Origin of the sequence: Shewanella sp. 38A_GOM-205m (genome assembly GCF_000518445.1) — a bacterium.
Classification (GTDB): Bacteria; Pseudomonadota; Gammaproteobacteria; order Enterobacterales; family Shewanellaceae; genus Shewanella; species Shewanella algae.
This window is the reverse complement of the sequence record NZ_JADP01000001.1, coordinates 338279-364436: the sequence shown is the minus strand read 5'-3', so window position 1 is coordinate 364436 and position 26158 is coordinate 338279. Positions and strand designations below refer to the sequence as shown.

The following is a 26158-nucleotide window of genomic DNA, read 5'->3' as shown; positions in this document are numbered from 1 at the left end:
CCAGTAATTCAGCGGATCCCCTTATACCCGACTTTCGCTCTACCGAGCAGAAAATTAAGCTTCAGCTCACAAGCTCTATGATAGAATAGCGCTGGGCTAATGTTGGCCTTTGCATCGGAGTGATAATTCCCCCCTTATGCTAACGCTTATCGTTATTGTATTGGTCGCCATCGGCGTCTCTTTTCTCTGTAGTGTGTTTGAAGCCGTGCTGCTTTCGGTGACTCCCAGCTATATTGCGTCGCTGCGCCAGTCCAACCCGGATGCTGCCGAACGTCTTCAAAAACAGAAAGACAATGTCGAATCTCCCCTGGTCGCTATTTTGACACTCAACACCATAGCCCATACCGTAGGTGCGGCCGTGGCCGGTGCTCAGGCTGCCAAAGTGTTTGGCGATGAGATGTTGGGGGTATTCTCCGGGGTACTGACCTTCCTCATTCTGTTCTTTTCCGAAATCATCCCCAAAACCATAGGTGCCAACTACTGGCGAGCCATGGCCCCCAGTGTGTCTGTGGCTCTGGTGTGGATGGAACGCATCACCCTGCCGCTTATCTGGATGTCCAATAAGGTTACCCGTTTGCTCGGCAAAGGTGACTCTGGCCAGTATATCCGTCAGGAAATGAGCGCCATGGCCAAAATAGGCCATGAATCCGGTGAACTGGATGAACAGGAAAGCAAAATTCTGACTCAGATGCTGAGCGTCAAGGAGATGCCGGTTACCGCCATCATGACTCCAAGAACCGTGATGTTCACTCTGCCGGCCGCCCTGACTCAACATGAATTTGTCAGCCAGCATATCAATAAGCCTTTTACCCGGGTGCCTATTTTCGACAAGGATCACGACGACATCATAGGCTATGTGAACCGTACCGATGTGCTGCTGAGTGAGCGGGATAATCCCGATGCGCCCCTTGGGAACCTCAAGCGCAATTTGGTGATAGTGCCGGAAACCGCCCGCATCCTGCCGCTGTTTGAGCTGATGATAAAACGCAACGCTCAGATAGCCATGGTGGTGGACGAGTACGGCAGTGGTCAGGGGCTGGTGACACTGGAAGACATAATCGAATCCTTGCTGGGGCTGGAGATTGTCGATATCAATGACCCGGCCACCGACATGCAGCAACTGGCAAGGCGACTTTGGAAACGCCGCATGAAAGATAAGGGGATCCGACTCTCGGATGACAGAGAGCCGGTCACTGACTCCCAAGGGCTCTGATTTCAGAATATTAATTCAGTGCTTTAATACAGGTGTCATCCAAGTGGGAGATAGTTTGACAGGCTAACGACCCACCCATCAATACAGTCATCATTTTGGGGAAGCTTGAGCTCCCCCTTTTTCATCCGCCTCTGGAGGTGTACAATCCCCGCTCGCAGAATGAGGATGATATGCACACAGATTATGTTTTAAGACTTGCCCATCTCAACGATACTCACTCACACTTGGATCCCAGCCGGGTTCAGTTCAAGATTGACTCTCAGGGACGCGAGTTTGATCTTCACAGCCACAGTGGTGGCTATGCGCGGATCTCGGCTCAGGTCAAGGCCGCAAGAGACGCTGCCCAAGCACAAAACCAGCCTTTTATCCTGCTCCACGGCGGTGATTGTTTCCAGGGCACCTTGTATTACAGCCAGTTCAAAGGCCGGGCCAACGCCAAACTGCTGAAGATGTTGGCACCCGATGCCATGGTCATAGGCAACCATGATATTGACGATGGCAACGCTCTGCTGGCCGGCTTTATCAAAGAGGTCGGCTTCCCTGTGCTGGCGGCCAATATGGATCTCAGCGGCGAAGCTGAAGATAAGCCGGGGCGTCTTCGAGGACTGGTCAACCTCTATGATCTGGATACCGCCTCAGGTATCGGCCGCAGCCTGATAAAGCCTTTCCATGACAAACAACTGGCCATAGTCGGTATTACTCTGGATCAAATGAAAGCCATCGCCAGGCCGGATCCCGATACCGAGTTTGCCGATGCCTTTGCCACTACCAGGAAGACTGTTGAAGCCCTCAGGGCCAAAGGCATAGTGCATATCATAGTGCTTAGTCACTTAGGGTTGGAGCAAGACAGGTTACTGGCCGAAACCATCCCCGGGATCAGCATGATAGTCGGCGGTCATACCCATACCCTGATGGGTGATTTCCGTGGTTTTGGCCTGCCATGCCTGCCCTATGGTGAAAGCGTAAACGGCGTGCCTATCCTCCATGCCGGCAAACATGCCGAAACCCTGGGGCTCGCCGACATTCAGTTCGATGATGCAGGCCGGGTGACCCGGCTCGAAGGCAGTAACATCTTTATGCTGGACAGTCAGTTTCTGCTGAGCGGCCCACAGGCTGCCAGCGAAGCCGACTACCAAGCCGCCAAGGCGATATTGGAACAACACCCAGGGATCCACTGGGATGATAACGATGAAGCCATGGAGCAAGTGATTGCCAACGAGTTCCGCCCGGCGATCAGCAGCATGGAAAATCAGGTGCTGGCTCTGGTACCCAAGGCCCTGGTGCATACCCGTCTGCCAAGCCGCACCCTGCCCCACGGCAGTGAAATTGCCCCTTGGGTCAGCCGCAGCATGTTTCTGGAGTCCAGAGCCAAAGACCAAAGAGTGGACTTTGCGCTGCATAACGCCGGCGGCGTGCGTCAATCTGTGCCCCAGGGACAACTGACCAAAGCCGACGTGCTCGGGCGCCTGTTGCCGTTTGAATTGCCGCTGGTTAAATATGAAATTGCCGGTGAACACCTCTACCAGGCGCTGGAGTCGGCCATCAACGCCGCCACCAACAACGGCGTGCGTGGCACCGGCGCCGGTAGTTTCCCCTATACCTATGGGCTGAGATATTTCTATGATGGCCGCAAAGAGCAGGGAGAAAGGCTATTGCGGCTGGAGCTGTTGCGGGCCAATGGTCTGTGGCAAGCACTGGCGCCGGAGCAGCACTATATCGGGGTTTCCACCTGTTACACCACGGCCGGGAAAGAAGGCTATGAACCCCTGCTGCAAGCCCGCTGGCAGGAGTCGATGCCGTCGCTGACATTGCCGGGCGCCTTTATCAACTTCCTGAAAAAGGCCCCCAAACTGGATGAACTGCTATTGCCCCATGTGCACTATACCAGCCACAGGGCCGAGGCCGCCGGCGAATAGACCGGCCGCCATTCAGAGCGATTATGCCTCGCCCCTTTTGCTGACAAAGCACCATTCAAGGTCATCAGCCTGCATGCTAAACCCAGGTTATAAGCCATTTTATAAACCGCTTTATAAACTGCTTTATAGACCAAAGTCACTGCCTTGCAGGCGCTCGGCAAACCAGCCAAGCGCCTTTCCCATCTCCCCTTTTCGCCAGGCCATGTAGATGGGCAGAGAAGGCCTGGGCAAGGCCACTTCGCGCTGCACCAACTCACCTTTGGCCAAGGCCTCCCGGATCAAATGCAGCGGCAGAAAGCCCACCCCTATTCCCATCTTCTGTGCGGTGATCTTGGCTTCCATCGACGACACCCGGATAAGCTGGCGACTGTCAAACACCCCACTGGAGCGCTGACTCAAGGAGCGCGAGGTATCGGCCACTATGATGGATGGAAATTGCAACAAGGCTTCAGAGGCTATCTCTGTGTCAAATTGCGCCAAGGGATGCTCAGGCGCCACAACAAACACAAACTCCAGCTCACCAAGCTTTTGCAGTTCATACTGACCTCTTGGCAATTCACCCGTGACGCCTATGGCGATATCGGCGCGGTTGGAATAAAGCGCATCCCAGCCGCCGCCAAGGGCCTCATGGGTCACGCTGACGGTGAGCTGTTTACCCAGCTCGGTGAATTCCTTAATTAATGAAAGCAGCGGCGCTTGTGGCAAGACGGTATCCAGCGCCAGTGTCAGTTGAGCCTCCCAGCCGGTTTCCAATTGCCTCACGGCATCCTCAAGCCGGGCGGTGGCCGCCAGGATCTCCCGCCCCTGGGTCAACACCAAACGTCCCACTTCGGTAAGTTGAGCCCGAGTGCCCTTACGTTCAAATAATCTGCTTCCCAGCTCGCTCTCCAGCTTTTGAACCTGATAGGTCAAGGCAGATGGTACCTTGAAAAGCGCTTCGGCCGCTGCCGAAAAACTACCTTTTTTATCTATAGCATCCAATACTTTAAGCGCATCCAGGCTAATGACAGAGTGCATGATAAAACCTATGTTCAATTTTTTTGAAATTCAATATCAAAATGTTCCGATTTTCAGCCACAAAGGTCAAGGATAAACTGCACAGCAACTGGACAGGAAAGCCTATCCTCCCTATTCAAATTCATTGAGGACACCATTATGAAAGACCTGATTATTAAACTGCTCCGCACCGATGCCGGTTTCGCTCCTCTGGCGCTGCGCCTGCCTATAGGTATCACTTTTATGGCTCACGGCGCCCAGAAGCTCTTTGGCTGGTTCGGCGGTTACGGCCTGGAGGGCACAGGACAATGGATGGCCTCTATCGGCCTGACTCCCGGATATTTAATGGCGCTGATGGCCGGCTCCAGTGAATTTTTCGGTGGTCTGCTGCTTATCATAGGTTTGTTGATTCGCCCCACTTCCGCTGTGTTGGCATTCACCATGTTGATGGCGATAGTCACAGTGCACCTGGACAACGGCTTGTTTATGTCCAACAACGGTTACGAGTTTGGTCTGGCATTGCTGGCCGCCACTGTATCCCTGGCGATTTCCGGCGCCGGTAAACTGTCCATCGACAGCATGATAGCCCGCAAGACACATTAAGGAAGGTGCGAACAAGTCCCATGTGTGCTCTGCGTCGGCTTACGGGCTTGGATGCAAGGCGTGGTTCGCAGCAAATGGCCCTAGTCCTTTGCAAGAAGCACAACACAGCAGACAGGTCTGTAAGCCACGCCCTTCGGGGCTTTCACAGCAACCGGCTTTCTGCGTTATCCGACTTCGACAGGCCCCAGCATGCCTTCAGTCAGATGCCTTGAACGCCAATTGCTGTGCAAGCCAGAGTGCCACGAGGACTTATTCGCACCTTCCTTAAGGGGCCCTTCTTGCAAAGCACACATCTTGCTTTAAGCCATTCACTGCTTACAGGCCTTGCATCCTGGCCTGTAAGTCTGTGAAGAGCACACATCTTGCTTTAAGCCATTCACTGCTTACAGGCCTTGCATCCTGGCCTGTAAGTCTGTGAAGAGCACACAAAAGACTTGTCTGCACCTTCCCAGCAGGAGAACTGAATTATGATTTATGTACGTCATGCCGACGAACGCGGCCGGGCCGACTTCGGCTGGCTCAAAAGCCAACACAGTTTTTCATTCGGCAACTATTACGATCCAAGATTTATGGGGGTCTCGGCCCTGAGAGTCATCAATGATGACAGAGTCGCGCCAAGCGCCGGCTTTGATACCCACGGTCACAAGGACATGGAGATCATCAGCTATGTGATTTCCGGCACCATAGCCCATAAAGACAGCTTTGGTCACGTGAAAACCCTGCCGGCCGGTGAGTTCCAACTTATGTCTGCCGGCACGGGGATCTATCACAGTGAGTACAATGCCTCGGCAACTGAACCACTGCATTTCCTGCAGATCTGGATCCAACCTAGCAGGCAGGGTGGCACCCCGGGTTATCAGCAAAAAGCCTTTGCCCAGAGTTCGGCCCTGACCCCGGTCGTCACTCCCGATGGCCGCGATGGCACCCTGTCCATCAAACAGGACGCCAGCGTCTACCGCCTGGAGCTGACCGCAGCCGAGCAGACGAGCTTCAAGCTGGCAAAAGGACGCAACTTCTATGCTCAATTGGTGGAAGGAGAGCTGCAATTGGCAGGTGAAACCCTGCAAAGTGGCGATGGCATTCACATCAACGAACTTGAGGAGTTTGCCATCAAGGCCGGTAACAAGCGTGCCGTCGCCCTGGTGTTTGATTTGCCATAACAAGCAGCATTTCTTGACGTTTGTCCATAGGCTGCCCTTGGAACTTCATTTGGGTGATGTTCCAGGGCGGCTTGGGTTATAACTGCAGTTGCATACTGAAATTGGTCAGCACTTCCCCGTGGCGTTGATGCTGATTGCGCTTCAAGGTTGTAAAGCCCTGCTTGCCGAAAAACGCTTTGGCATAGAAAGAAGCCTCTACCCTCAAACACTGCACCCCGGAATCGACGGCGTATCTCAATAGCTGCCGGTAGAGCTCGGCGGCAACTCCCCGGCGCTGGGCATTGGGGTGAGTAAAAAGGCAGTCTATCTCGGCCTCACCCGGCGCATTCAAAGGCTTTAGGTTAATAAATCCGAGCAAATTGCGACCATCTTCGGCAACCCAGAGCGCCGTCCCCTGCAAACGATTCCGCCACTCATCTTCGCTGCGCTGTGCAGGCGACCAGGCCTGGCATTGCGCCTGGCTGTAATGCTCTGTGCTGGCGTTTACCACCAGATGAAACAGCTCGGCGATGGCCGCGCTGTCCTCGGGGCGACCTTGGCGAACAATAAAGCCGTGCTCGGCTTGAATGGGCGTTGGTGAAATCATAGGCTGCTTAGCTCTTGTGCTCCAAAGGCGGCAGTATCAGCTTCATAAAGTAGCTGCCGAACATTTGGCCGGATTTTTCCTGGTAGCTTTTGTGATGCAAACGAAACCCGGCGCGTTCAAACACAGGTTTGGACAGTGCCGAAGCATCTGTTGTCAGGTGATGATAGCCTTGGGTGAGTGCCCACTTCTTGGCGGCCTCAAGCAAGGATGAGGCAACACCCTGACGCTGGCTATCGGGCGCCACGTAAAGGCAGGCGATGTAACCTCGCTCACGGAAGGTGGTCTCCAGCAACACAAAGCCGACACATTGAGGACTTTGCTCGCTGCCCTTGAGCATCACCCAGGCCTGAGCCCGTTTGAGCCTTAGCTGCCAGTATCGCCCCGAGCGCGGCGCCGCCGACCAAGCCAGACGCTGAGCCGCGCTATAGCGGGCATCATCTATGGCAGTAACGGCACTGTGGTAGAGATTGGCTATCTGCTCCCCCAAGTGCCTGTGACGAGAATGAGAGTAAACCTCTACCCGCAACATGAGAATTGGTACCAACACAGTTGAATTGCAGGCATTTTGCCCGACATTTGTGCTCAGGCAAAGCCCTTAAGCGCAAATAAAAAAGCCGCGAACAGAGTCGCGACTTTAACAGAGAGTGGATGAAATCACTTCTTATCGATTTCACCAACAAACATCAGCTTGTCAAAAGTCCGGTTGAGGGTCTTGCTGGTGAAGTTGGTCATCCACATCTGCTCGGTAACCTGCACCTTATCACCCTTGGCCACCGCTACCTGAGGGCCTGCCGCCCAGAATGTCTTATCGGCTTCTTTAATCTGCACATAGGTATAACCGCCACTGTTCATGGTGTCGACCACTGTGCCTTCATGTACCGCACCTTGCGCCCAGGCTGAAGATATACCCAGAGCCAAAGCCGCGGTCGCCAAGATCTTTGCCAATTTTGCCATTGTCTGTTGCTTCCTGTTGTCGTTGGAAATACTGCGCCATTAAAACATGTGTTATTTCATAAATCGCTAATAGGGTTCACACTTTTGACAGCTTCACGGACGTAGCAAGGGCCGCAGCATAGACTCAAGACCATTGAGCTTCACCTCATAGATAAGCGCCAATTGCTGCCCAAGTTTGCCCTCGGGGAACCCCTTGGAGTGAAACCACACCAGATAAGGCTCGGGAAGCTCCAATAACTTGCGTCCGGCGTACTTGCCAAAGGGCATGGTTTGATTGATGGCTTCCAACAACTGCTGTTCCGGCTGCATCTTCTCTCCGTTTCGGGCTAAAGTTGCCAGTATACTCCGGAAAAGTAAACTTGAGTGGAAAGCCTGCCAATCGGCGCAGCTCATGAAAGCAGGATTAATCAATTTTGGACGAACAAAGATGAAAATTGGTGAACTGGCACAGAAAACCGGCCTGGCTCCCTCGCGGATCCGCTTCTATGAACGTATTGGGTTGCTGAAAACCGTCAACCGTAAAGCCAATGGTTATCGCAGCTATCCTCCCGAGGCCGTGATACTTCTGGATATGATAGCCACAGGCCAACAAGCCGGTTTCAGCCTGGATGAGCTCAAGGCTCTGCTGCCGAGCGAACTCGGTCAATGGGATCACCAGCAACTGCTTGGCTCTCTGCACAGGAAGATAGCCGATCTGGAGGAGATTGAACGCAAAGTGGCCGCCAGCAAGGCCAAACTCTTGCAGGTTCTGGCCGAAATAGAAGCCAAGCCCGATGACCTGGACTGCAGCAGCAATGCCAAAAGAGTCATGTCCCAGTTGGGTTGGCAGATATTGTCCCGCAGCAGTGACAAAAAGTGATTTTCCCATTCTCCAGGCTATATCCAGCAGACACTGCAGAGCCTTGCGGCCAAACCACGCGCCGATTCCAGCAGCCTGCGGCTTTCAGGTCAATCATAAAGATTCCCTCTTGACCTTAAACTTAACTTTAACCTTAGGATAGTCAGGGTAAGAGCAAGTCCAGGCTAAACTGACGCTAAAAGCCCTGCTCTGGATCAGGGGCCAGAGCCCAATAGACCACGACTTGTTCGCACTATCCTTAACCTCACAGCAAAAGGTAAGCTGAATCATGCAAACAATACTGGGTGCCAATGGGCAGATAGGCAGAGAGCTGGCCTTGAGTCTCAAACGCGAATTCACCGACACCATACGCTTGGTCAGCCGCAGACCACAGAAGGTCAATGACAGCGATGAGCTATTTCAAGCCGATCTCCGAGATCCTGAGCAAACACTCAAGGCGGTAGCAGGTTCAGAAATTGTCTATTTTACCGCGGGGTTACCTCTGGATACCCAGATTTGGCTTGAGCAATGGCCTGACATGATGCGGAATGTTATCAACGCCTGCAGTGCCCAAGGCGCCAAGTTGGTGTATTTCGATAACACTTATATGTACCCGCAAACCTCAGTGCCTCAAAGTGAAGATACACCTTTTGTGCCCAACGGTCCCAAGGGGTTAGTCAGAGGCCAAATCACCCAGATGCTGCTGGATGCGATGCAACAGGGAAAGGTAACAGCCATGATCTGCCGCGCGCCTGAATTTTATGGCCCGGGTAAAACCCAGAGCTTTACCAACACCACCGTAATAGACAGACTGATAGCGGCCAAAAGTGCCAAGGTGCTGCTGAATGACAAGGTTAAGCGCAGCCTCATTTACACCCCGGATGCCAGCCGGGCGATGGCGCTGCTGGGTAATACCCCGGATGCCTATGGCCAAACCTGGCATCTTCCCTGCGACGATAACCGTTTGACCTACCGGGAGTTCATCTTTCTGGCGGCAAAGGTTTTCGGCACTCCGGCCAAGTATAAAGTGCTCAAAAGCTGGCAGCTGTGGCTGGGCGCCAAGTTCAACCAAAAGCTCAAAGATACCACCGAACTCTTGCCGCGTTACAAGGTGGATAATCTCTTTGTGTCCGATAAATTCAAGGCGCGCTTCCCGGGCTTTCAAATCACCGGCTACGAACAGGGATTGCGTGAGATTTTCCAGGAGCGAAGCCACCGGGCGGCCAATCCTTAGCGGTCACTCAAGCAGCAACCGAATAACTTGCCTCAGGGCCAGACACAAGCAATTGATTACAAGATCCTTTCGGAGCAGAACCATGACAGACACAGGTTCAAACAAGCAGGGAAACTGGATGATTTACGGTGCCTATGGTTACACCGGTGAACTTATCGCCCGGGAAGCCGCACATCGAGGATTGCGCCCAGTACTCGCCGGGCGCAACCGTGAAAAGACCCGGGCACTGGCCAAGGAGTTGCGGCTCGAGTCAGCTGTGTTCGACTTGGATGATATCCCACGCCATATAGGTGACATGAGCTTGATACTCAACTGCGCCGGGCCTTTTTCGGCAACGGCTGGGCCCATGATGCAAGCCTGCTTGGCTGCCAAGGTGCACTACTTGGATATTACAGGGGAAATTGCGGTGTTCGAGCTGGCGCAATCACTCAAGCAGCAAGCCCAAGACACCGGGATTGTTATCTGTCCGGGTGTCGGTTTCGACGTGATCCCCACAGACTGTCTCGCCGCAGCCCTGAAAAATGCCTTGCCCGATGCCAACCACTTATCACTCGGTTTCGACTCTCGCTCGGGCTTATCTCCCGGCACAGCCAAAACCTCGGTTGAAGGCCTGGCCCAGGGCGGCAAGGTACGTAAACAGGGTAAAATCATCTCTGTGCCGCTTGCCTATAAGGTGAGAAACATAGATTTCGGCGATGGTGAGAAACCGGCTATGACAATTCCCTGGGGCGATGTAGCAACCGCTTTCTACACCACAGGGATCCCCAACATAGAGGTCTTTATCCCGGGCTCGGCCAAGATGATAGCCAACACCAAACGGGCCAACTACATCAGACCCTTGTTGAAATTCCGCTGGCTGCAGAAACTGCTCAAGGCACATATAGGCAAGACGGTGACAGGGCCCGATGGAGCAGCAAGGGCAAAGTTGCCGACCTTTATCTGGGGTGAAGTCAGTAATGCGCAAGGGGAGCGGCGCACAGCGCGGATAAAAACCGCCAATGGTTATAGTCTGACGGTTTTTGGCTCGCTGGCGGTTGTGGATTATCTGCTGCAGCATAATCATGATGGCGGCAGTTATACGCCATCACAACTCATGGGCGCCGACTTGATAACTCGATTACCGCACTCGGGTGAGCTGCAGCTGATTTAGGCTTTCAATTCAACCTACGCTTCTCAGCCAAAGATTTCCCGGCACACTGTGGCCGCCTGGCTTAAACCCCAGGCGCTGCGCCAGGACTTCGTCTCCCGGAAGCACCTCCAGCATCAGTTGCCGCTTAGGCTCTCCCAGAAGCGATAATCGCTCAATAACCGTCTCCAACAAAAAGCTGCCGAGTCCAAGATGGCGAAATTCGGGCAACACCAGAAAGTCCTGCAACAGATAGTGCTCCTGTTCCTGACTGGGTTCAGCTACAGAGCCGCTACGCACCAAAGCCAAGGCCACCAGTTGTCCCTCCTGCAGGTTTTCCCCACCGGACCTTTCCCTGATACATAAGGACAGCAGCGGCTTGGCAGGCAAACAACTGTCATCCAGTCCATGCACCGGCAGTCCTGCCCTGTCCCGGAGCAACAAGAGTTCGTGGGTTGCCAGACAATACTCCATCACTTCAAAGCGACTGGTCTGGTTGAGTACATGGCCCATAAATGCCTCCTTGCATAAATACTGATGGTCGGAACGCCAGGGTATCCCCAGCCAATACGCCAACATGGCAGAGTACTGTGGCAAGCAGATGACAGTTGCAACAACCTGGGTGACAAGATAGAGCTGAAAAAAGCCAGCACCCCAAACGACTTAAAGGCACACCAAGAGTCTGATTAATGGAACAATCGACAAAGATCACATTTATTTATACTTTTTAGGTCTAAAAAAAATATTTTTAATTCCTACAAACGGTATCTGCTGCGTCATAAAAGAAGCTCTGCTGAAACCTACCCTGTGGCAGTGCAGATTTAACAAATAAATGACGCGGAAACATTTTTTTAACAGCATAATTTTATTGATAATTTCCTCGGCCACCTCCCCTCACCGGCAACACTGCCATTATTACGGCAACCCAAGGGGCAACGCCAAAAACATGACGCAACGAAAACAATAAAAACCAATAAAAATCATCAAGTTGACCAAGAACAATTTAGCTTTTACATTTGTTTTACCGTTCACTGTTCACCTCCGTCAGCAACAACTTTTCGGAGTGCAGAAAAGCAGCGACACGGCAAACATCAGGTTGGGAACACTCCCGAACCAAGGAAAGTTGTAAGCCATCAGGGAAAGAGCAAATAACTTAATAACAGGCTTTCAGAGGGCAAGACAATGATCATACTCGTTGGCGGTGAAAAGGGGGGCAGCGGCAAGAGCTGCCTGGCACAAAACATTGCCGTTTTTCTCACGGTGGAATGTGGCGCATCGGTGATCATGGTGGATTGCGACCCTCAGCGAACCACCTCTGATTGGATCCAGGCCCGCAACAACGACAGCAAGCTAGCCGGGATCAACTGTGTTCAACTCTATGGCAAAATCCGCAACGATCTGTTGAGCCTGGAGCAACACTACGATTATGTGATAGTCGATTGCGGCGGCCAGGACAACCTGGCGCTGCGTGCCACCATGTCAGTGGCCTCCCATGTGCTCATGCCCCTCAGGCCCAAGCGCCGCGATCTTAAAACCGTCAGCCATATGGACGACATAGTCGCTACCTGCATGATGATAAACCCCAAGATGCGCGCCTCTTTTGTCATCACCCAGTGCCCTAACCTGCCCAATCAGGCCAGCCGTATTCTAGAGGCCAAGGAAGTCTGCAAAACCTACGATATCAATGTGCTGGACGCCATTACCTACAGCCGTAACATCTATGATGACAGCGAAGAGTCCGGCCGCTCGGTAATTGAATTTGAGCCGAAGGGCAAGGCCGCCGCCGAGATCCGTGCCATCGCCTGCGAAATGCTGCAGGCACAGAATGCCACTGAGATCCGCAGCCGCCTGATGACCAACCAACTCAACAGCATGAGGACTCAGTATGGGACTGGCCGATCTGAAGAAAAACGTTACGCCATCTGAGGTCGATGCCCGTAAGCGTATGTTGGCCATGCAATCCCTGGATGAGTTTATCGACGGTGCCATCTATTACGCCATGGGGCAAACACAGCAATCGGCGGCAACTATGCCGGTTGAGCAGCGGTATTCCAATACAGCTTCCGCCAAGCAGGAAGCCACTCAGCAAAAGCTGATACCCAAACGCCGCCACGAACCTTTTCGCAAGGCAACTTTCACCCTGAGTGAAGCGGCCATCAGCCACCTGGCCGAAATGGCCAGCGACTGTGATATTGCCAAGTCACGCCTGATACGTTTGCTTATCAAGCATCATCACAGCCTGACACCGCAAGAGCGCCGCGAGTTGGAGCAGAAGTTTATGCCGGACTGATTCCTTTCCCTTGAAATGTGTGGACTGTTTGACACTCCCACCCTTTGCTGACAGCCGATAACAGGTTTCAACCTCTTTGCTGTCAGCTTTTTTTTGCTTATTTTTCATGCGCCGAGCTTGAGTTATTCCCACTGAGCCCCCACAGATCTGATTAGACGCTTTAGCCATGGAGCCGGATCATGCTGGCCATTCTGATCACCCTTGCCGCCGGCGCCAGCGCCATAGGTTGGATCCTCAGCCAGTCCTGGCGGGATCGCAGACGCAGAGACAAAATACGTGCCAAGCCTTTCCCCAAGGAATGGCGCACTATCCTGAAAAAACGTATGCCCTATTTCCGTTCCCTGCCCAGTGACCTGCAACTGCAGCTCAAGAAACACATCCAGGTGTTTCTGGCGGAAAAGCAGTTTGTCGGTTGCGATGGGTTGGAGATAGATGATGAAATCCGCCTGACCATAGCCGCGCAGGCCTGTCTCTTATTACTCAATCGCCAAACCGACTATTACCCTAACCTGAGACAAATTTTAGTGTACCCATCGGCCTTTATTGTTCGCCAGCAGCAGCGGGATGCCAATGGCCTGGAATGGCACAGCCAAAGGTTATTGGCAGGAGAATCCTGGGGTCAGGGGAAGGTCGTCCTTTCCTGGCAAAATACCCTGGATGACGCCGCCGACCCGGCAGACGGCCGGAATGTCGTGATCCATGAATTTGCCCATCAACTGGATCAGGAAGCAGGCGATGCCAATGGCGCTCCCAGACTCGGCGAGTTCAACGCCTACCCTGTGTGGTCGCAGGTGCTTGGCCGAGAGTTTGCCAAACTGCAGGCTCAGGCCGCCAGTGGTGAGCCCAGCCTATTCAGTTACTACGGCGCCACCAATCCGGCCGAGTTCTTTGCCGTAATAAGCGAGGTGTTCTTCGAACAGCCGCAGCAGATGAGAGCCGATTATCCGGCACTTTACCAGGAGCTGAGCCGCTTCTATCGTCTCGATCCCCTGAGTTGGCACTAGGCCAGCTTTCAACTGCATAACTGGATAACTGCATACCTGCAAACAGAAAACCCATTTGGCTCACATCTTGTGCCCAATTGGGTTAAGCTGGGGCCGACAATAAAAATTTATAAGAGGAAACATTATGTTGCACCTTAAGCCTCTGTTGCTGACTACAGCGCTGCTGCTACCGATTTACGGCCATTCAACCTTGGCAAATAACCCGCAAGCCGGCAATCAAAACGGCCAGGAGCAAAGCGGCCAGCTCGATGATAGCCAAACTCAGGCCGCTTCGGTATTGGATAAGCTGCACCAAAGTGCTGCCAATGCCGACTGGGACAGCTACTTTAGCCTCTTCAGCCCCGATGCGGGGTTTATCGGTACAGATGCCAGTGAATACTGGAATATGGTTGAATTTGAGCAGTATGCCCGTGCCACCAAGGGCTGGACTTACCAAAGTTCCTCGCGCCGCCTGGTGCAGCACGGCGAGGTGATTGTGTTCGATGAACTGCTGGACAGCCAGTCCTATGGGCTTGGACGGGGCACAGGCACGCTTGTCAAAACCGAACAAGGCTGGCAAATACTGCAGTACAGCCTGAGTTTCCCCATTCCCAACGCCCTGGCGCCCAGAATTACCGATCAGATAAAGCTGTATCGCAAAAAGCAGAAATCAGTGCCTGAAGGCAACTGAGAAACAGATGTTGGCCAGCTGTACGAAGTGGCCAAAGCTGTCAAAATCTTCAGGATGAATGTCCCGTCCCGAACTGGCCTTGTCGGCGTAATAGACGCCAATTACCTTATTGTCCACTTTCAGCGGTGCCAACATAAAACCACTGGCGGGAACTTTTCTCGCCAGCTGTTCTCCTAATACGGCTTTGTCGGCCCCCTCGCCCTGCCAAGCCAGTTTCTGATTTTCAATACAATCCCTCAGCAAGGTGCCGCGGCCTTCCAGCTCGAGAATAAAGTCGTTTTTCATCTCCTCGGCGCCGTCCCCCAGCGCGATTCTCGGCTGCAACATACGCCTACTCGGTGACAGCAAGAGCACGGCGCAGCGGTCAAGACCAATACCCTCGAGTATCCCCTCCAATGCCGTGGTCACGACCTTATTAAAATCAGTCTTCTCGACCGCATAGCCGGTCAGCTCTCTGAGTTTTTTCAGCTGGAACGCAAGATTTGCCTCGCGCACTACAACCTCAGCTACCCTCTCCTGGGGCAGCAACTGATCTGTGTCCGGCAAATACTCGATAAGCACCTTGGCGCCATAGGCTTCGGCTAACTTGACTGTAGCGTTGGAGCAGCGAAGGACCCGGCCACGAAACTCATCTGTATCCAGCTTGAGCATATCGGCGGCTTGTTTAAGGCGCCGCTCCAGCTCCTCGGGTTTGAGTGCGGCGCCGGCCAGCGCTTCGCTGAGTTTATTGGCCAGAAAAATACTGCGAATTTCCGGCGTGCGTTCATCGGGATTGCTGAGCGACTTGCACAATAGTTCACCCAGGCCCCAACTGCGGGCCAGCCCCTGGCTGAGCTGATTGAATGAAGCCCCGAGCGCCTCACGCACCAGATTGAGCCTGTTTACGGCATCACTTTCGGCGCTGAGGGCAGAATCCAGCTCCTCGGCCAGTTCGGCTCCCGTGCTCCAAAAGGCACTCTCACCCAAGTGATAGAGCAGCGCGGCAATAAACGCCTCTTCCTGCAACTCCTCATCGTAGCCATCGAGCATCATCTTGGCCAACATGGCGGCCTGAAACGCCTGAGCCATCAGCTTAAGCAACCTTTGATAAACCGAGGGCGCCAGATTTTTGCTTTCCAGCAAACTGGAGAGGAGTTTGGCGGTAATGCAGATATTGCGGATGGTGTCGAACCCCAGTACCACGGCAGCGCGGCTGACCGTTGTAACAGGGCTTATCCCCTTGTTATAGATGGCGCTGTTGGCCACCCGCAAAATACGGGAAGTGAGCGCATTGTCGTGCATTATGCTGCGCCCCAGAATCGCCATGGAGGACACATCGTCCTTGGCGAGTTTTTCCAATGTCCTTATTGTTGAGCAAAGTGCGGGCATTTCCTGATCACTGATCCTGCGGGTCCAGTAATCCACCCCCTTGTTGGCTGATTTCAAATACGACTCAACTCTTTCAGGTATTGGCCCAGCGGTGGGCTTGAGAATGGAACTCTTGTTATGAATAAAGCACAAACTTCAAAGAAATAACACAATTACAACAAAAAAAGGCGACTCAATGAGTCGCCAAAACACAAGCAACAAGGCTCAAATGACTGGGAAGTCACAAATTACCCCCGAAAATGGCGTAGGTTCATTTCCGGGGAAGTGGCGCCCGAGGACGCCAACACAGGGGATTAAAACTGCTCTTCTTCGGTCGAACCACTCAGAGCCGTGACAGAGGACTGGCCGCCCTGGATAACATTGGTCACCTGATCAAAGTAACCTGTACCCACTTCCTGCTGATGCGCCACAAAAGTGTATCCCTTCTGCGCAGCAGCGAATTCGGCTTCCTGAACCTTCTCAACATAGTGCTTCATGCCTTCGCCGCGGGCGTAGTCGTAGGCGAGATCGAACATGTTGTACCACATGTTGTGAATACCGGCCAAAGTGATGAACTGGTACTTGTAGCCCATGTTGGCAAGCTCCTGCTGGAACTTGGCAATGGTGGCGTCATCCAGGTTCTTCTTCCAGTTGAACGAAGGTGAACAGTTATAGGCCAACAGTTGATCCGGATACTGGGCATGGATGGCTTCGGCAAAGCGGCGCGCCTCTTCCAGATCCGGCTTGGCAGTTTCACACCAGATAAGGTCGGCATAAGGTGCGTAGGCAAGCCCGCGGGAAATGGCTTGATCCAAACCTGCCTTCACCCGGTAGAAACCTTCCTGGGTACGCTCTCCGGTGATGAAGTCGCGATCATAGGGGTCGCAATCTGAGGTCAGCAGATCAGCGGCGTTGGCATCGGTACGGGCAATCACCAGAGTATCCACTCCGGATACGTCGGCTGCCAGACGGGCCGCTACCAGCTTCTGTACCGCTTCCTGAGTCGGCACCAAAACCTTACCGCCCATGTGACCACATTTTTTCACCGAGGCCAGCTGATCTTCGAAGTGCACCCCGGCGGCGCCGGCATCTATCATGGACTTCATCAGCTCATAGGCGTTCAGCACGCCACCGAATCCGGCTTCGGCATCGGCCACAATCGGCAGGAAGTAATCGACATAACCCTCATCTTCCGGGTTTTTGCCCTGATTCCACTGGATCTGATCGGCGCGGCGGAAGGAGTTATTGATCCGCCCCACCACGGCAGGCACGGAGTTGGCCGGATAGAGTGACTGATCCGGATACATGGTGCCCGCCAGGTTGGCATCGGCCGCCACCTGCCAGCCTGAAAGGTAGATGGCCTCGATACCGGCCTTGGCCTGCTGCACGGCCTGACCGCCGGTCAAAGCACCGAGAGAGTTAACATAGCCCTTCTTCGCGCCGCCGTTAACCAGTTCCCACAACTTGGCTGCGCCACGTTTAGCGATGGTGTTTTCAGGAACCACTGAACCGCGCAATGCTACAACTTCTTCTGCGGTAAATGGACGGCGAACGCCCTGCCAACGTGGATTTTCAGCCCAATCCTTTTTCAAAGCTTCTATCTGCGCCTGACGTGAATTCTGTGTTGCCTTGGTCATTTTGACTCTCCTTCGTAGGGTAATTTGGCAGCCACCCAGCCCCCGCGGGCAGCAGCCGTTAATGGTTATGGGGTTATCGGGTAAGCAGCTCGTAGCCCGGCAAGGTCAGGAAGGTCACCAGCTCATCGGCTGTGGTGATCTCTTCCAATAAGCTTGCCGCCTGCTTGAATTGGCCGTTATCGAAACGCTCGCTGCCGAGCTCTTCACGCACATTGGCCAACTCTTCTTTCAACATGGCGCTGAACAGCGCCTTGGTCACCGGCTTGCCGTTGGAAAGCTTTTGCCCGTGCTGGATCCATTGCCAGATAGAGGCGCGGCTGATTTCCGCTGTGGCTGCGTCTTCCATCAAGCCATAGATGGGCACACAACCATTACCGCCAATCCAGGCTTCTATGTACTGCAGTGCAATACGGATATTGAGTCGCATCCCCTCTTCGGTGCGTTCACCATCACAGGGTTTGAGCAGCTCGGCCGCCAGGATGGGTGCGTCCACGTCGCGGGTGATATGCAGCTGGTTGGCGTGCTCTTCACCTATATATTCGTTGAAAATCCCCATGGCGGTATCAGCCAGGCCAGGGTGTGCCACCCAGGTACCGTCATGGCCGTTTCGGGCCTCAAGCTCTTTGTCCTTGCGAACCCGCTCCAGCACCTGGGCATTGGTTTGCGGATCCTTGGCGGGAATAAAGGCTGCCATGCCGCCCATCGCCAGAGCGCCGCGCTTGTGGCAGGTCTTGATCAGCAGGCGTGAATAGGCGCTGAGAAACGGCTTATCCATGGTCACTTGCTGGCGGTCCGGCAAAATACGATCAGGATGCTTCTTCAAGGTCTTGATATAGCTGAAAATGTAATCCCAACGGCCACAATTGAGCGCCACTATGTTGGAGCGCAGCTCATAGAGGATCTCCTCCATCTCAAACACGGCCGGCAGAGTTTCAATCAGACAGGTGCACTTGATGGTGCCGCTCTGCAGGCAGAAACGCTCTTCGGCGAAGGCAAACACCTTGGCCCACCAGCGCGCCTCAAGATGGCTCTCCAACTTGGGAATATAGAAGTAAGGTCCACTGCCCTTGGCAAGCAGTTGGCGATAGTTATGATAAAAGTACAAAGCAAAGTCGAATAAGCAGCCGGGAATAGGCTTACCGTTGAATTCGACATGCGCCTCCGGCAGGTGCAACCCCCGCACTCTGGCAATCAATACCGCGGGGTTGGCCTGCAATTGATAGTGTTTGCCGGTTTCCGGCGCGGTGAAATCAATTTCACCGCGGACGGCGTCACGCAGATTGATTTGACCCTCGACCACCTTCTGCCAGCTGGGTGCCAGTGAATCTTCGAAGTCGGCCATAAAGACTTTTACATTGGCGTTGAGCGCATTGATGATCATCTTGCGATCCACAGGCCCGGTGATCTCGACCCGTCTATCTTTAAGATCCGCCGGTATACCGCGAATTTGCCAATCACCATCTCGAATGGCTCGGGTTTGCGGTAAAAAGTCCGGCAACTCGCCGCCGTCTATCCGCTGCTGACGTTGCTCACGCTTTTCCAGCAAGCTGGCCACTTCCGGAGCAAACTCCCGACACAGAGCCTCGAGGAAGTTGAGCGCACCTTCAGTAAAAAGGCTCTGCTGCTGCGGTATTTCGGCCCCCTTAATACTGAGCCCTTGCTGTGCGACTGTCTCTGCTATCATCTTGCTGTCTCCCTGGAAGGCAGATAAGGCTGCCAAACCCTGCAAATGTTCGTTTCGTACTAAAACCTATCGATAAACATTTGTATTTGCAACAGTCGATATGTCGAAAAAAACACCAAGACCTAGGCTTTAACTTGACTAGCAATTGGTATGACCAAGCCACAAAATAAGAATTAATTACTTGTTTTTAAATTAAAAATTTCTAACCATAAAGACTCGGACTGCAGATTACAGAAAAATGTCAGACAACTTGACCACACAAACGCCAAAGTAATTTATTACGTAATTAAATAACAACGAGGAAAAATTAATTTACACAAAATATCATTAAAACTTAGGTCTAATCCGCGAATATCCGTTTCGAACTCTCGTCAGGGTCAACTTCAAATAACCAACAAAAATAAATAGTTAACAATAATGCAACCATGATGAATATTAAACGAGCGTTTAACTCTAACCTTTACGTAAAGGTTAGAGTTAAATGTGATCGAGATCCGTTTTTCACGACTTGCGTATAGTGATCAACACAGGCCGACTCTTTGGTCAGCAGCAATAAAAAAACGATTTTTTTTAAATTTTTTTCAAAAACTTGCCTATTTTGCTCCCGAAACAGGATCCAAGTGACTTAGTCAAAAAATATCCATTCGGTTGACACAGTTTGAAACTTTTGTTGCAAGACAAATAAAAACCATTATCATTCGCACCCTACTTTAGAGGGGGATGATCTCAAATGCAGCAATCCGCAATATCTCTGGCGGTGACGGCTTGCCTGTCGCTGACCATGGCACAGGCCGCACAGGCAAACGAAGCGACTCAGTCACAACAGGTATCACAGGATGTGGAGCGCATTACCGTTTATGGCAAACAAAACAAGGTGGTAATGAATTCAGGGCTGGCGACAAAATCAGATATGTCGCTGATGGAAACCCCGGCGGCTTTGGTGGTGATAGATAAAGAGCTGTTTGCCGCCCAGGGGGCCGACTCTCTGCAGGATCTGGTGCGTAACATCAGTGGTGTTACCCAAGCCGGCAACAACTACGGCATAGGTGATAACCTGGTGATCCGTGGCCTGGACGCCAACTACACTTATGACGGCATGTACGGCGGCGCAGGACTCGGCAACACTTTTAATCCCACTCGCTCCATGACCAATGTGGAAGCGGTTGAGGTGCTCAAAGGCCCGGCGACCGGACTTTATGGTATGGGCAGCGCCGGCGGGATCATCAACCTTATTGAAAAGAAACCTCAATTTCAGGACAGTACAGAAGTCAGTGCCGAAGTGGGCTCCTGGAACAGTTACAGCCTGGGGCTCGACTCAACCGGAGGCTTGAGCGACACCCTGGCCTATCGTCTGGTGGCCAAACATGCCCGTAGCGATGGCTATCGTGATATCGGCAGCGACAGAGATGAAGTCTATGCCTCGTTGAAAATTCTGCCTTCAAACTCTCAAGATCTGGTGCTGTCGGCCGCCTGGATTAAAGACTCTGTGCAAGTAGACTCTGTAGGCCACCCGATACGTATCTACAACGCCGCCTCTACCGGTGGCCTGAGCGGCGCACAAGTCAGCTGGCAAGATTTGGTTAACGACCCCAATGGCGCCGGCATTCAACTGACTGAGGCGCAGCGGCAACAACTGGCTGACTCTCTGGTGGCGAGCGATGGAATCGAACCCTTCGACATAGGCGATACCAGCCTGGCCTCTCCCATCAGCAGGCCCAATGAAGGCGAAGAGTGGCGCTTCAAGCTGAACCACAACATTGCCCTCAGTGACAATCTGCAGCTCAATCAGCAGTTACAGTATAGAGACTACCAGTCCGGGTTCATCCGCCAGACTGGCGCCTATAACTATGTGTACTGGAAACGCAAGGTCAAATCCGTAGACGTGATCAATGCCGATCCCCGCGCGCCACTGGTGATTGATGATGTCCTGTATCCTTATGCCGCCAGAAGACAGGAATACCGCAAGGTAGATGCCCACGAGAAATCCTGGCAGTACTTTGCCGATATGCGCTACAACTTCAGCCTGGCAGGCATAGACAGTGAGCTGTTGCTGAATGCCAACCTGGAAGACAGAGATATCGCCTACAAGAGTTGGGCACTGTACGACAAAGATGGCGGCGGTGAACTGCCTTATATTCTGGATATCCGCAATCCCAACTGGGGTGACAAAGCCTTTGAGGACTACAACCCGGATCTCAAGGACAACTACAACAAACAAGTCCGCGCCTGGGGGCTGGGCATGCAGTATGTGGGTTACCTGAGTGAAACCTTTACTGCCAGGGTGGGTGTAGCGTTCAATGAGATTGAGCAGAAGTACAGTCATCTGGGCACCCCTAAAAAAGATCCGACCCCGGAGCAAGACACCAAAGATCACGGCATTACCTACAACCTGGGGTTAACTTATATGCCGACGGATAATCTGTCCTTCTTCGTCAATCATGCCAAAGGACGCACGGCCTACAGCGTGCTCGGTGCCGTAACGGGTGCAGAGAGCGGCGGAGCGGCGGACAGGAAGGATTCTGAATCCCTGAGCTATGATCTCGGTATGCGCTTCAAGGGCTTTGACGATCAGCTGCTCGGCTCCTTGGTCCTGTTCCAGAGCGAGCGCACTAACCTGCGCTACGGTAACCCGGAATACAATGACAAAGAAGGTGCACCTGACTACAACATCTCAGTGCCCGAGTTTTTCTATGATGGCAAGGACAAGACCACAGGTGCCGAGCTGGATCTCAACGCCCACCTCAATGAAGAATGGTTGATAAACCTCAATGGTCTGTATCAGGATGCACGCAACAAGAATGACCCCAACTCCAGCAGCTACAACAGCCGCCAGAAAGGGGTTCCTCAGGTCAGTGCCAGTGCCTGGGTCACTTACAGCCATCAGTGGCAGGCGCTGCCGCAACCCTTGTCCGTCAGCCTTGGGGTTCGTTATGTCGACGAGCGCAGCACCAACTCGGATTCCTTCGGGATCCCTGATGGCAAAGTGCCCGCCTACACAGTTTGGGACTCGGCCATTGCCTACAAGGCCGATGACTGGAGTGTGCAGCTGAACCTCAATAACCTGTTCAACACCCGCTACTACGACAAGGCGATGTTCCTTGGCGGCATGCCCGGGGCCGAACGCAACGCCAAGTTGAGTGTCAGCTACCGCTTCTAAACCACAAAAGCGCGCCAATCGGCGCGCTTTTTGTCTCAGGGCAGACCCCTTACAGACCCTGGTCTTTATCCGCCCGCATCAAAGACTCCAGCTCCGCCCTGCCCTTGTTGGACAAACGAATAAGCGCCTTGAGATCGTCCTTATGTTTGGCCCCGGCCTCAACCTGCGCCTTGTCATGCTCGGCAAATATCTTCACTCGCTCATTGGCCTGTACCTGACTCAGACCCAGCGTATGCAACACACTCTCACTGGCACTGATCGCCGAGCCAAAGGTTTCCCGAAATACCGAAGTCACCCCCAGGCTCATCAAACGATAGGCATGGTTACGGTCACGAGCCCTGGCGACTACGGCCACATGGGGGAAGTGAGTCTTCACCTGAGTCACTATTTGCAGTGAGTCTTCCACATTATTAACCGCCACCAGGATCACCCGCGCCTTGGGCAAACCGGCCGAAAACAGCATATCGAGTCGCTTGGCATCACCAAAGTACACCTCACCACCAAACTGGCGCACCACATCCACGTGGCGGGCGTCTTTATCCAGCGCCACAAACGGGATCCCGGAGGATGCCAAAATACGGCCGGTTATCTGCCCCATGCGACCAAAACCGGCGATCACCACTTCACTGTCAGCCGCTTCTATCACATCCGGCAGACGGCTGGTTTCGGCCGGTTTACCGAGTTGCTTGAACAACTTAAGCAGATAAGGGGTTATCGCCATCGACAAACCTATAGCCAACACTAACATCTGGCTGATTTTTTCAGACAAGATCCCCGACAGCTGCGCCTGGGAAAGCAGGACAAAAGCAAATTCACCGCCTTCTGCCAGGATCAAACCCAGCACCATGGCACTGCGCCAGGTATGGTGCCTAAGCTTTCCAAGCAACATCAGCACCAAAGTCTTGACCGCCAACATGCCAAAGAGGATCCCCAGCAACGCCAAAGGCTCCTTCAGCAGCAATCCAAGATCCATGGTCATGCCCACGGCCATAAAGAACAGCCCCAGCAGCAAGCCCTTGAAGGGTTCTATATCGGTTTCAAGCTGATGACGGTACCCAGAGTTGGCCAACATGATACCGGCCAAAAATGCTCCCATACCGGCCGACAGCCCGAGCCAGGCCATCAGCGCCGCACTGCCCATCACGAGTAACAGCGAAAATGCCGTCAGCACTTCACGGACACCACTGGCCGCCACCAGCTGCAATACTTTGGGAAGCAGGTACTTACCTACCAGCAAAAAGCCCAAGAGAGCCACACAGGTCCAATACCAGGGCACGGCATGATGAGCCGGATCGGCGCCGCTCGGCGACAGGTAAGCAATCAGCAGCATCATGGGGATCACCGCCAGGTCCTGCATCAGCAATACCCCAAAGGCATCACGCCCCACTGGAGTGGTAAGCAGCCGTTGTTCATTCATCAACTGCACCGCAAATGCGGTAGAAGACAATGACAGCGCCGCGCCTATAATCACCGCCGCTTCGATGGAAAGTCCGACACCGAATGCCAAGGCGCTGACCGCTGCCCAGGACAGCAGCAACTGACCACTGCCGAGGCCAAATATGGCACTGCGAAGCTCCCAGAGTTTGCCCGGGGTTAACTCCAGCCCCATCACAAACAGCATGAGGATCACCCCAAGTTCGGCAAAATGAAGCACGGCGGCAGGCTCAGACACCACGGCAATACCACCCGGCCCAAGCAAGACGCCGGCGGCGAGGTAAGAAAGAATGGGGCCAATACCAAAGCGTTTGCCCAGTGGGACCAAAACCACGGCAGCGAGCAGAAACATGAGCACTGAGGTAAAGATGCCGGCCTGTTCCATCAAGACTCCTTAACAAATGGCGATAGAGGGCTGTTGTTTGTCACTCTTATATTCCGGGATGCACTTTGCCACTAAGACCAAGTTCAGCCCTAAAAATGCATGGATACTAGAAACGGCCCAAACTAGCTTTTGCTCAGGCCTATCACGGGAGTTTCAGTATAGCCAGCTTTATAGACCTTGATAACCGAAATTTTGCGCAAATATAAAAATAAGTCTTTTAAATACAAATAGTTTTCAATGCTGCAGCAGGCTTATTGCAAGCCGGTAAAGCGATTTCAAATTTCTTGTCAGTCTGTCAATGGTGCGCTTAGCTAAACCAGGAAGAATCAGCCGCCGCCCCCGTTAACTTATTCTATTTGCCAGGTGTTAATTTGAGCCAAGACAACAATTTGGCAACAGAGAGACGAACCAAGTCACTTTTATGTTGTCGAAGCCTCAAGCGCCGAGTCAATAGCCCTTGTCAGCACGGGCTGGGCTTGGGTATTATGGCCGACAGTTTTTCATGAAGTAGCACATTCAATGTCAATTAAAAAGCAAAGTCTTACCCTGCTGAGCGTCAGTGCGCTCACCCTCTCACTCAGTGCCTGCAGTGTCTTTGACTGGCTGGTGTACAAGCCTGATATTCCACAGGGCAACTATATGGAGCCTCAGCAGGTGGAAAAGCTGCGCATCGACATGACCAAGGAACAGGTGGAATTTGTGCTTGGGCGTCCTGTGCTGCGTGACAGCTTCAAGGATGATACCTGGTACTATGTTTACCATTACAAGAGTGGTCGTGATGCCAGTATTACCCATAAGGAACTGATCCTGCATTTTACCGGTGATCAATTGGCCAAAGTCACAGGGGATTATGAACTGAGTAATGAATTCAATACCCCACTGGAGCAAAGCAGCCTGCCAATGGCCAACAGCCCAGAGCTGACGCCGCAGATCCCGCAGCAACGCGGTGATGAAAAGCCTCTGGTTGAAGAGCAAGATCCCGCCAAAATGAATAAGCACCAGCAGGACGGTAAGTAATTCCGAATTCCAAGCTTGCACAGACAAAGATATTAAAAAAGCGCCAACAGGCGCTTTTTTAATATCTTGCTTTTACTCAAGTCACTCAGCTGATTTTGGCGCCGGTCACTTTATTGATCCGCCCTTCCTCGGCTGCTTTTTCGGCGCGCTTGCGGCGCACCTCTTTGGGGTCGGCAATCAAGGGGCGATAGATTTCGATTCTCTGCCCGGGCTCAACTTCTTCATCGTGTTTGACCTGACGGCTGAAGGTGCCGAGTTTCACCGTTTCCAAATCAATCTCTGGGAAAAAGGCCTGGATGTTACTCTGACGCACAGCCTCAATAAAACTGGTACCCGGCGTCACGGAAACACTGATCACCTTCTGTTGTGTCGGTAATGCATAAATGACATCGACACTGAATTTTTCCTGTTCACTTGCCACTGTATACTTCCTTCGCCCGTTGAGTAAAAGCCGTCACCATAGAGGTAACCAACTCTTTGAACACCTTGCCGAATGCCATACCAACCAAGGAGCTGGAGAACTCAAAATTCAACTCAAACTCCACCTTACAGGCATCCTCGGCCAATTCGGTAAAATACCAATGGCCGGTCAAATGCTTGAAAGGACCATTCTCCAGTTGCAGCTCGATACTCTTGCCTTCCACCACCTGATTACGGGTGGTAAAGGTTTTGCTGATCCCGGCCTTACTGATATCCACCGATGCCAGCATGGTTTTGCCATCAAACTCCAGCACCTTACCGCCAACGCAACCGGGAAGAAACTCTTTATAAGACTCGACATCATTGACTAGCTGGTACATCTGCATCGCACTGTAACGCACCAGAACACTGCGGGAAATCTGTGGCATCCGTTGGTTGATACTCTTGGCTGACTCAAAAACAGACCCGGATTTTAGCACGCCGGCCG

General features: G+C 52.9%; 25 protein-coding genes. 13 read left to right on the top strand and 12 right to left on the bottom strand.

Going from position 1 to position 26158, the window contains the following annotated elements:
- Nucleotides 1-136 precede the first annotated feature (136 nt).
- Nucleotides 137-1213 (top strand): CNNM domain-containing protein, encoded by a 1077-nt coding sequence (locus N512_RS0101665; RefSeq protein WP_025887502.1) that lies wholly within the window; start codon nt 137-139, stop codon nt 1211-1213.
- A gap of 170 nt (nt 1214-1383) precedes the next feature.
- On the top strand, nt 1384-3129 hold the full coding sequence (locus N512_RS0101660; RefSeq protein WP_028779191.1) for a bifunctional metallophosphatase/5'-nucleotidase: 1746 nt from the start codon (nt 1384-1386) through the stop codon (nt 3127-3129).
- Nucleotides 3130-3252: 123 nt separating this feature from the next.
- Here the strand turns inward: N512_RS0101660 and N512_RS0101655 are convergent, their stop codons facing one another.
- Nucleotides 3253-4146, bottom strand: coding sequence for a LysR family transcriptional regulator (locus tag N512_RS0101655; protein WP_025887500.1), 894 nt, complete (start codon nt 4144-4146; stop codon nt 3253-3255).
- A gap of 138 nt (nt 4147-4284) precedes the next feature.
- Here N512_RS0101655 and N512_RS0101650 point away from each other — a divergent pair, with 138 nt between their 5' ends.
- Complete coding sequence (locus N512_RS0101650; protein ID WP_025009758.1) at nt 4285-4728, top strand: DoxX family protein; 444 nt, start codon at nt 4285-4287, stop codon at nt 4726-4728.
- 467 nt (nt 4729-5195) lie between these two features.
- Nucleotides 5196-5888: a pirin family protein gene (locus tag N512_RS0101645; RefSeq protein WP_028779190.1), complete on the top strand. Its 693-nt coding sequence runs from the start codon at nt 5196-5198 to the stop codon at nt 5886-5888.
- Between the two features lie 76 nt (nt 5889-5964).
- Here N512_RS0101645 and N512_RS0101640 read toward each other — a convergent pair whose 3' ends face one another.
- The 4 genes from N512_RS0101640 to N512_RS0101625 all read right to left on the bottom strand — a co-directional run bounded on the left by N512_RS0101640 (nt 5965) and on the right by N512_RS0101625 (nt 7737).
- Nucleotides 5965-6474 (bottom strand): GNAT family N-acetyltransferase, encoded by a 510-nt coding sequence (locus tag N512_RS0101640; protein WP_051472592.1) that lies wholly within the window; start codon nt 6472-6474, stop codon nt 5965-5967.
- A 7-nt stretch (nt 6475-6481) separates the two neighbouring features.
- Nucleotides 6482-7021, bottom strand: a complete 540-nt coding sequence (locus N512_RS21960; protein WP_231473479.1) for a GNAT family N-acetyltransferase — start codon at nt 7019-7021, stop codon at nt 6482-6484.
- A 107-nt stretch (nt 7022-7128) separates the two neighbouring features.
- Complete coding sequence (locus N512_RS0101630) at nt 7129-7428, bottom strand: hypothetical protein (protein WP_025009756.1); 300 nt, start codon at nt 7426-7428, stop codon at nt 7129-7131.
- Between the two features lie 93 nt (nt 7429-7521).
- Nucleotides 7522-7737, bottom strand: coding sequence for a DUF3820 family protein (locus tag N512_RS0101625; protein ID WP_028779188.1), 216 nt, complete (start codon nt 7735-7737; stop codon nt 7522-7524).
- Nucleotides 7738-7855: 118 nt separating this feature from the next.
- Between N512_RS0101625 and N512_RS0101620 the strand changes: the two genes are divergently transcribed.
- The 3 genes from N512_RS0101620 (at nt 7856) to N512_RS0101610 (ending at nt 10650) form a co-directional block, all read left to right on the top strand.
- A complete protein-coding gene (locus N512_RS0101620; protein WP_028779187.1) occupies nt 7856-8287 on the top strand; it encodes a MerR family transcriptional regulator in 432 nt (143 codons plus the stop codon).
- 268 nt (nt 8288-8555) lie between these two features.
- The gene (locus N512_RS0101615) at nt 8556-9500 is read left to right on the top strand and encodes an NAD-dependent epimerase/dehydratase family protein (protein WP_028779186.1); all 945 of its coding nucleotides are present in this window, start codon (nt 8556-8558) and stop codon (nt 9498-9500) included.
- Between the two features lie 82 nt (nt 9501-9582).
- Nucleotides 9583-10650, top strand: coding sequence for a saccharopine dehydrogenase family protein (locus tag N512_RS0101610; RefSeq protein WP_037473816.1), 1068 nt, complete (start codon nt 9583-9585; stop codon nt 10648-10650).
- 9 nt (nt 10651-10659) lie between these two features.
- On the opposite strand, the gene N512_RS0101605 is transcribed toward N512_RS0101610, so the two are convergent.
- On the bottom strand, nt 10660-11139 hold the full coding sequence (locus N512_RS0101605; protein WP_028779184.1) for a GNAT family N-acetyltransferase: 480 nt from the start codon (nt 11137-11139) through the stop codon (nt 10660-10662).
- A 669-nt stretch (nt 11140-11808) separates the two neighbouring features.
- On the opposite strand from N512_RS0101605, the gene N512_RS0101600 reads away from it, so the two are divergent.
- The 4 genes from N512_RS0101600 (at nt 11809) to N512_RS21955 (ending at nt 14590) form a co-directional block, all read left to right on the top strand.
- Nucleotides 11809-12552 (top strand): AAA family ATPase, encoded by a 744-nt coding sequence (locus tag N512_RS0101600; RefSeq protein ID WP_025009750.1) that lies wholly within the window; start codon nt 11809-11811, stop codon nt 12550-12552.
- On the top strand, nt 12512-12916 hold the full coding sequence (locus tag N512_RS0101595) for a hypothetical protein (protein WP_028779183.1): 405 nt from the start codon (nt 12512-12514) through the stop codon (nt 12914-12916). The genes N512_RS0101600 and N512_RS0101595 overlap by 41 nt, the downstream gene beginning before the upstream one ends.
- A 179-nt stretch (nt 12917-13095) precedes the next feature.
- Nucleotides 13096-13920 (top strand): zinc-dependent peptidase, encoded by an 825-nt coding sequence (locus N512_RS0101590; protein ID WP_025009748.1) that lies wholly within the window; start codon nt 13096-13098, stop codon nt 13918-13920.
- 124 nt (nt 13921-14044) lie between these two features.
- A complete protein-coding gene (locus N512_RS21955; RefSeq protein WP_051472590.1) occupies nt 14045-14590 on the top strand; it encodes a nuclear transport factor 2 family protein in 546 nt (181 codons plus the stop codon).
- Here N512_RS21955 and N512_RS0101580 read toward each other — a convergent pair.
- The 3 genes from N512_RS0101580 to aceB form a co-directional block, all read right to left on the bottom strand.
- Nucleotides 14570-15958, bottom strand: a complete 1389-nt coding sequence (locus N512_RS0101580) for an HDOD domain-containing protein (protein WP_156029025.1) — start codon at nt 15956-15958, stop codon at nt 14570-14572. The two genes, N512_RS21955 and N512_RS0101580, sit on opposite strands and share 21 nt — an antisense overlap.
- Nucleotides 15959-16251: 293 nt before the next feature.
- A complete protein-coding gene (gene aceA, locus N512_RS0101575) occupies nt 16252-17574 on the bottom strand; it encodes an isocitrate lyase (protein ID WP_028779181.1) in 1323 nt (440 codons plus the stop codon).
- Nucleotides 17575-17647: 73 nt separating this feature from the next.
- Complete coding sequence (aceB, locus tag N512_RS0101570; RefSeq protein ID WP_051472589.1) at nt 17648-19258, bottom strand: malate synthase A; 1611 nt, start codon at nt 19256-19258, stop codon at nt 17648-17650.
- A 730-nt stretch (nt 19259-19988) separates the two neighbouring features.
- Between aceB and N512_RS0101565 the strand changes: the two genes are divergently transcribed.
- Nucleotides 19989-22415, top strand: coding sequence for a TonB-dependent receptor (locus tag N512_RS0101565; protein WP_028779179.1), 2427 nt, complete (start codon nt 19989-19991; stop codon nt 22413-22415).
- Between the two features lie 49 nt (nt 22416-22464).
- On the opposite strand, the gene N512_RS0101560 is transcribed toward N512_RS0101565, so the two are convergent.
- Nucleotides 22465-24234, bottom strand: a complete 1770-nt coding sequence (locus tag N512_RS0101560; RefSeq protein WP_028779178.1) for a monovalent cation:proton antiporter-2 (CPA2) family protein — start codon at nt 24232-24234, stop codon at nt 22465-22467.
- A gap of 519 nt (nt 24235-24753) precedes the next feature.
- Between N512_RS0101560 and N512_RS0101555 the strand changes: the two genes are divergently transcribed.
- Complete coding sequence (locus N512_RS0101555; protein ID WP_028779177.1) at nt 24754-25251, top strand: outer membrane protein assembly factor BamE; 498 nt, start codon at nt 24754-24756, stop codon at nt 25249-25251.
- Between the two features lie 85 nt (nt 25252-25336).
- Here the strand turns inward: N512_RS0101555 and N512_RS0101550 are convergent, their stop codons facing one another.
- Entirely contained in the window at nt 25337-25672 is a 336-nt protein-coding gene (locus N512_RS0101550; protein WP_025009745.1) for an RnfH family protein, read from the bottom strand.
- Complete coding sequence (locus tag N512_RS0101545) at nt 25662-26099, bottom strand: SRPBCC family protein (protein ID WP_025009744.1); 438 nt, start codon at nt 26097-26099, stop codon at nt 25662-25664. Before N512_RS0101545 ends, N512_RS0101550 begins: the two co-directional genes overlap by 11 nt.
- Nucleotides 26100-26158: the final 59 nt, after the last annotated feature.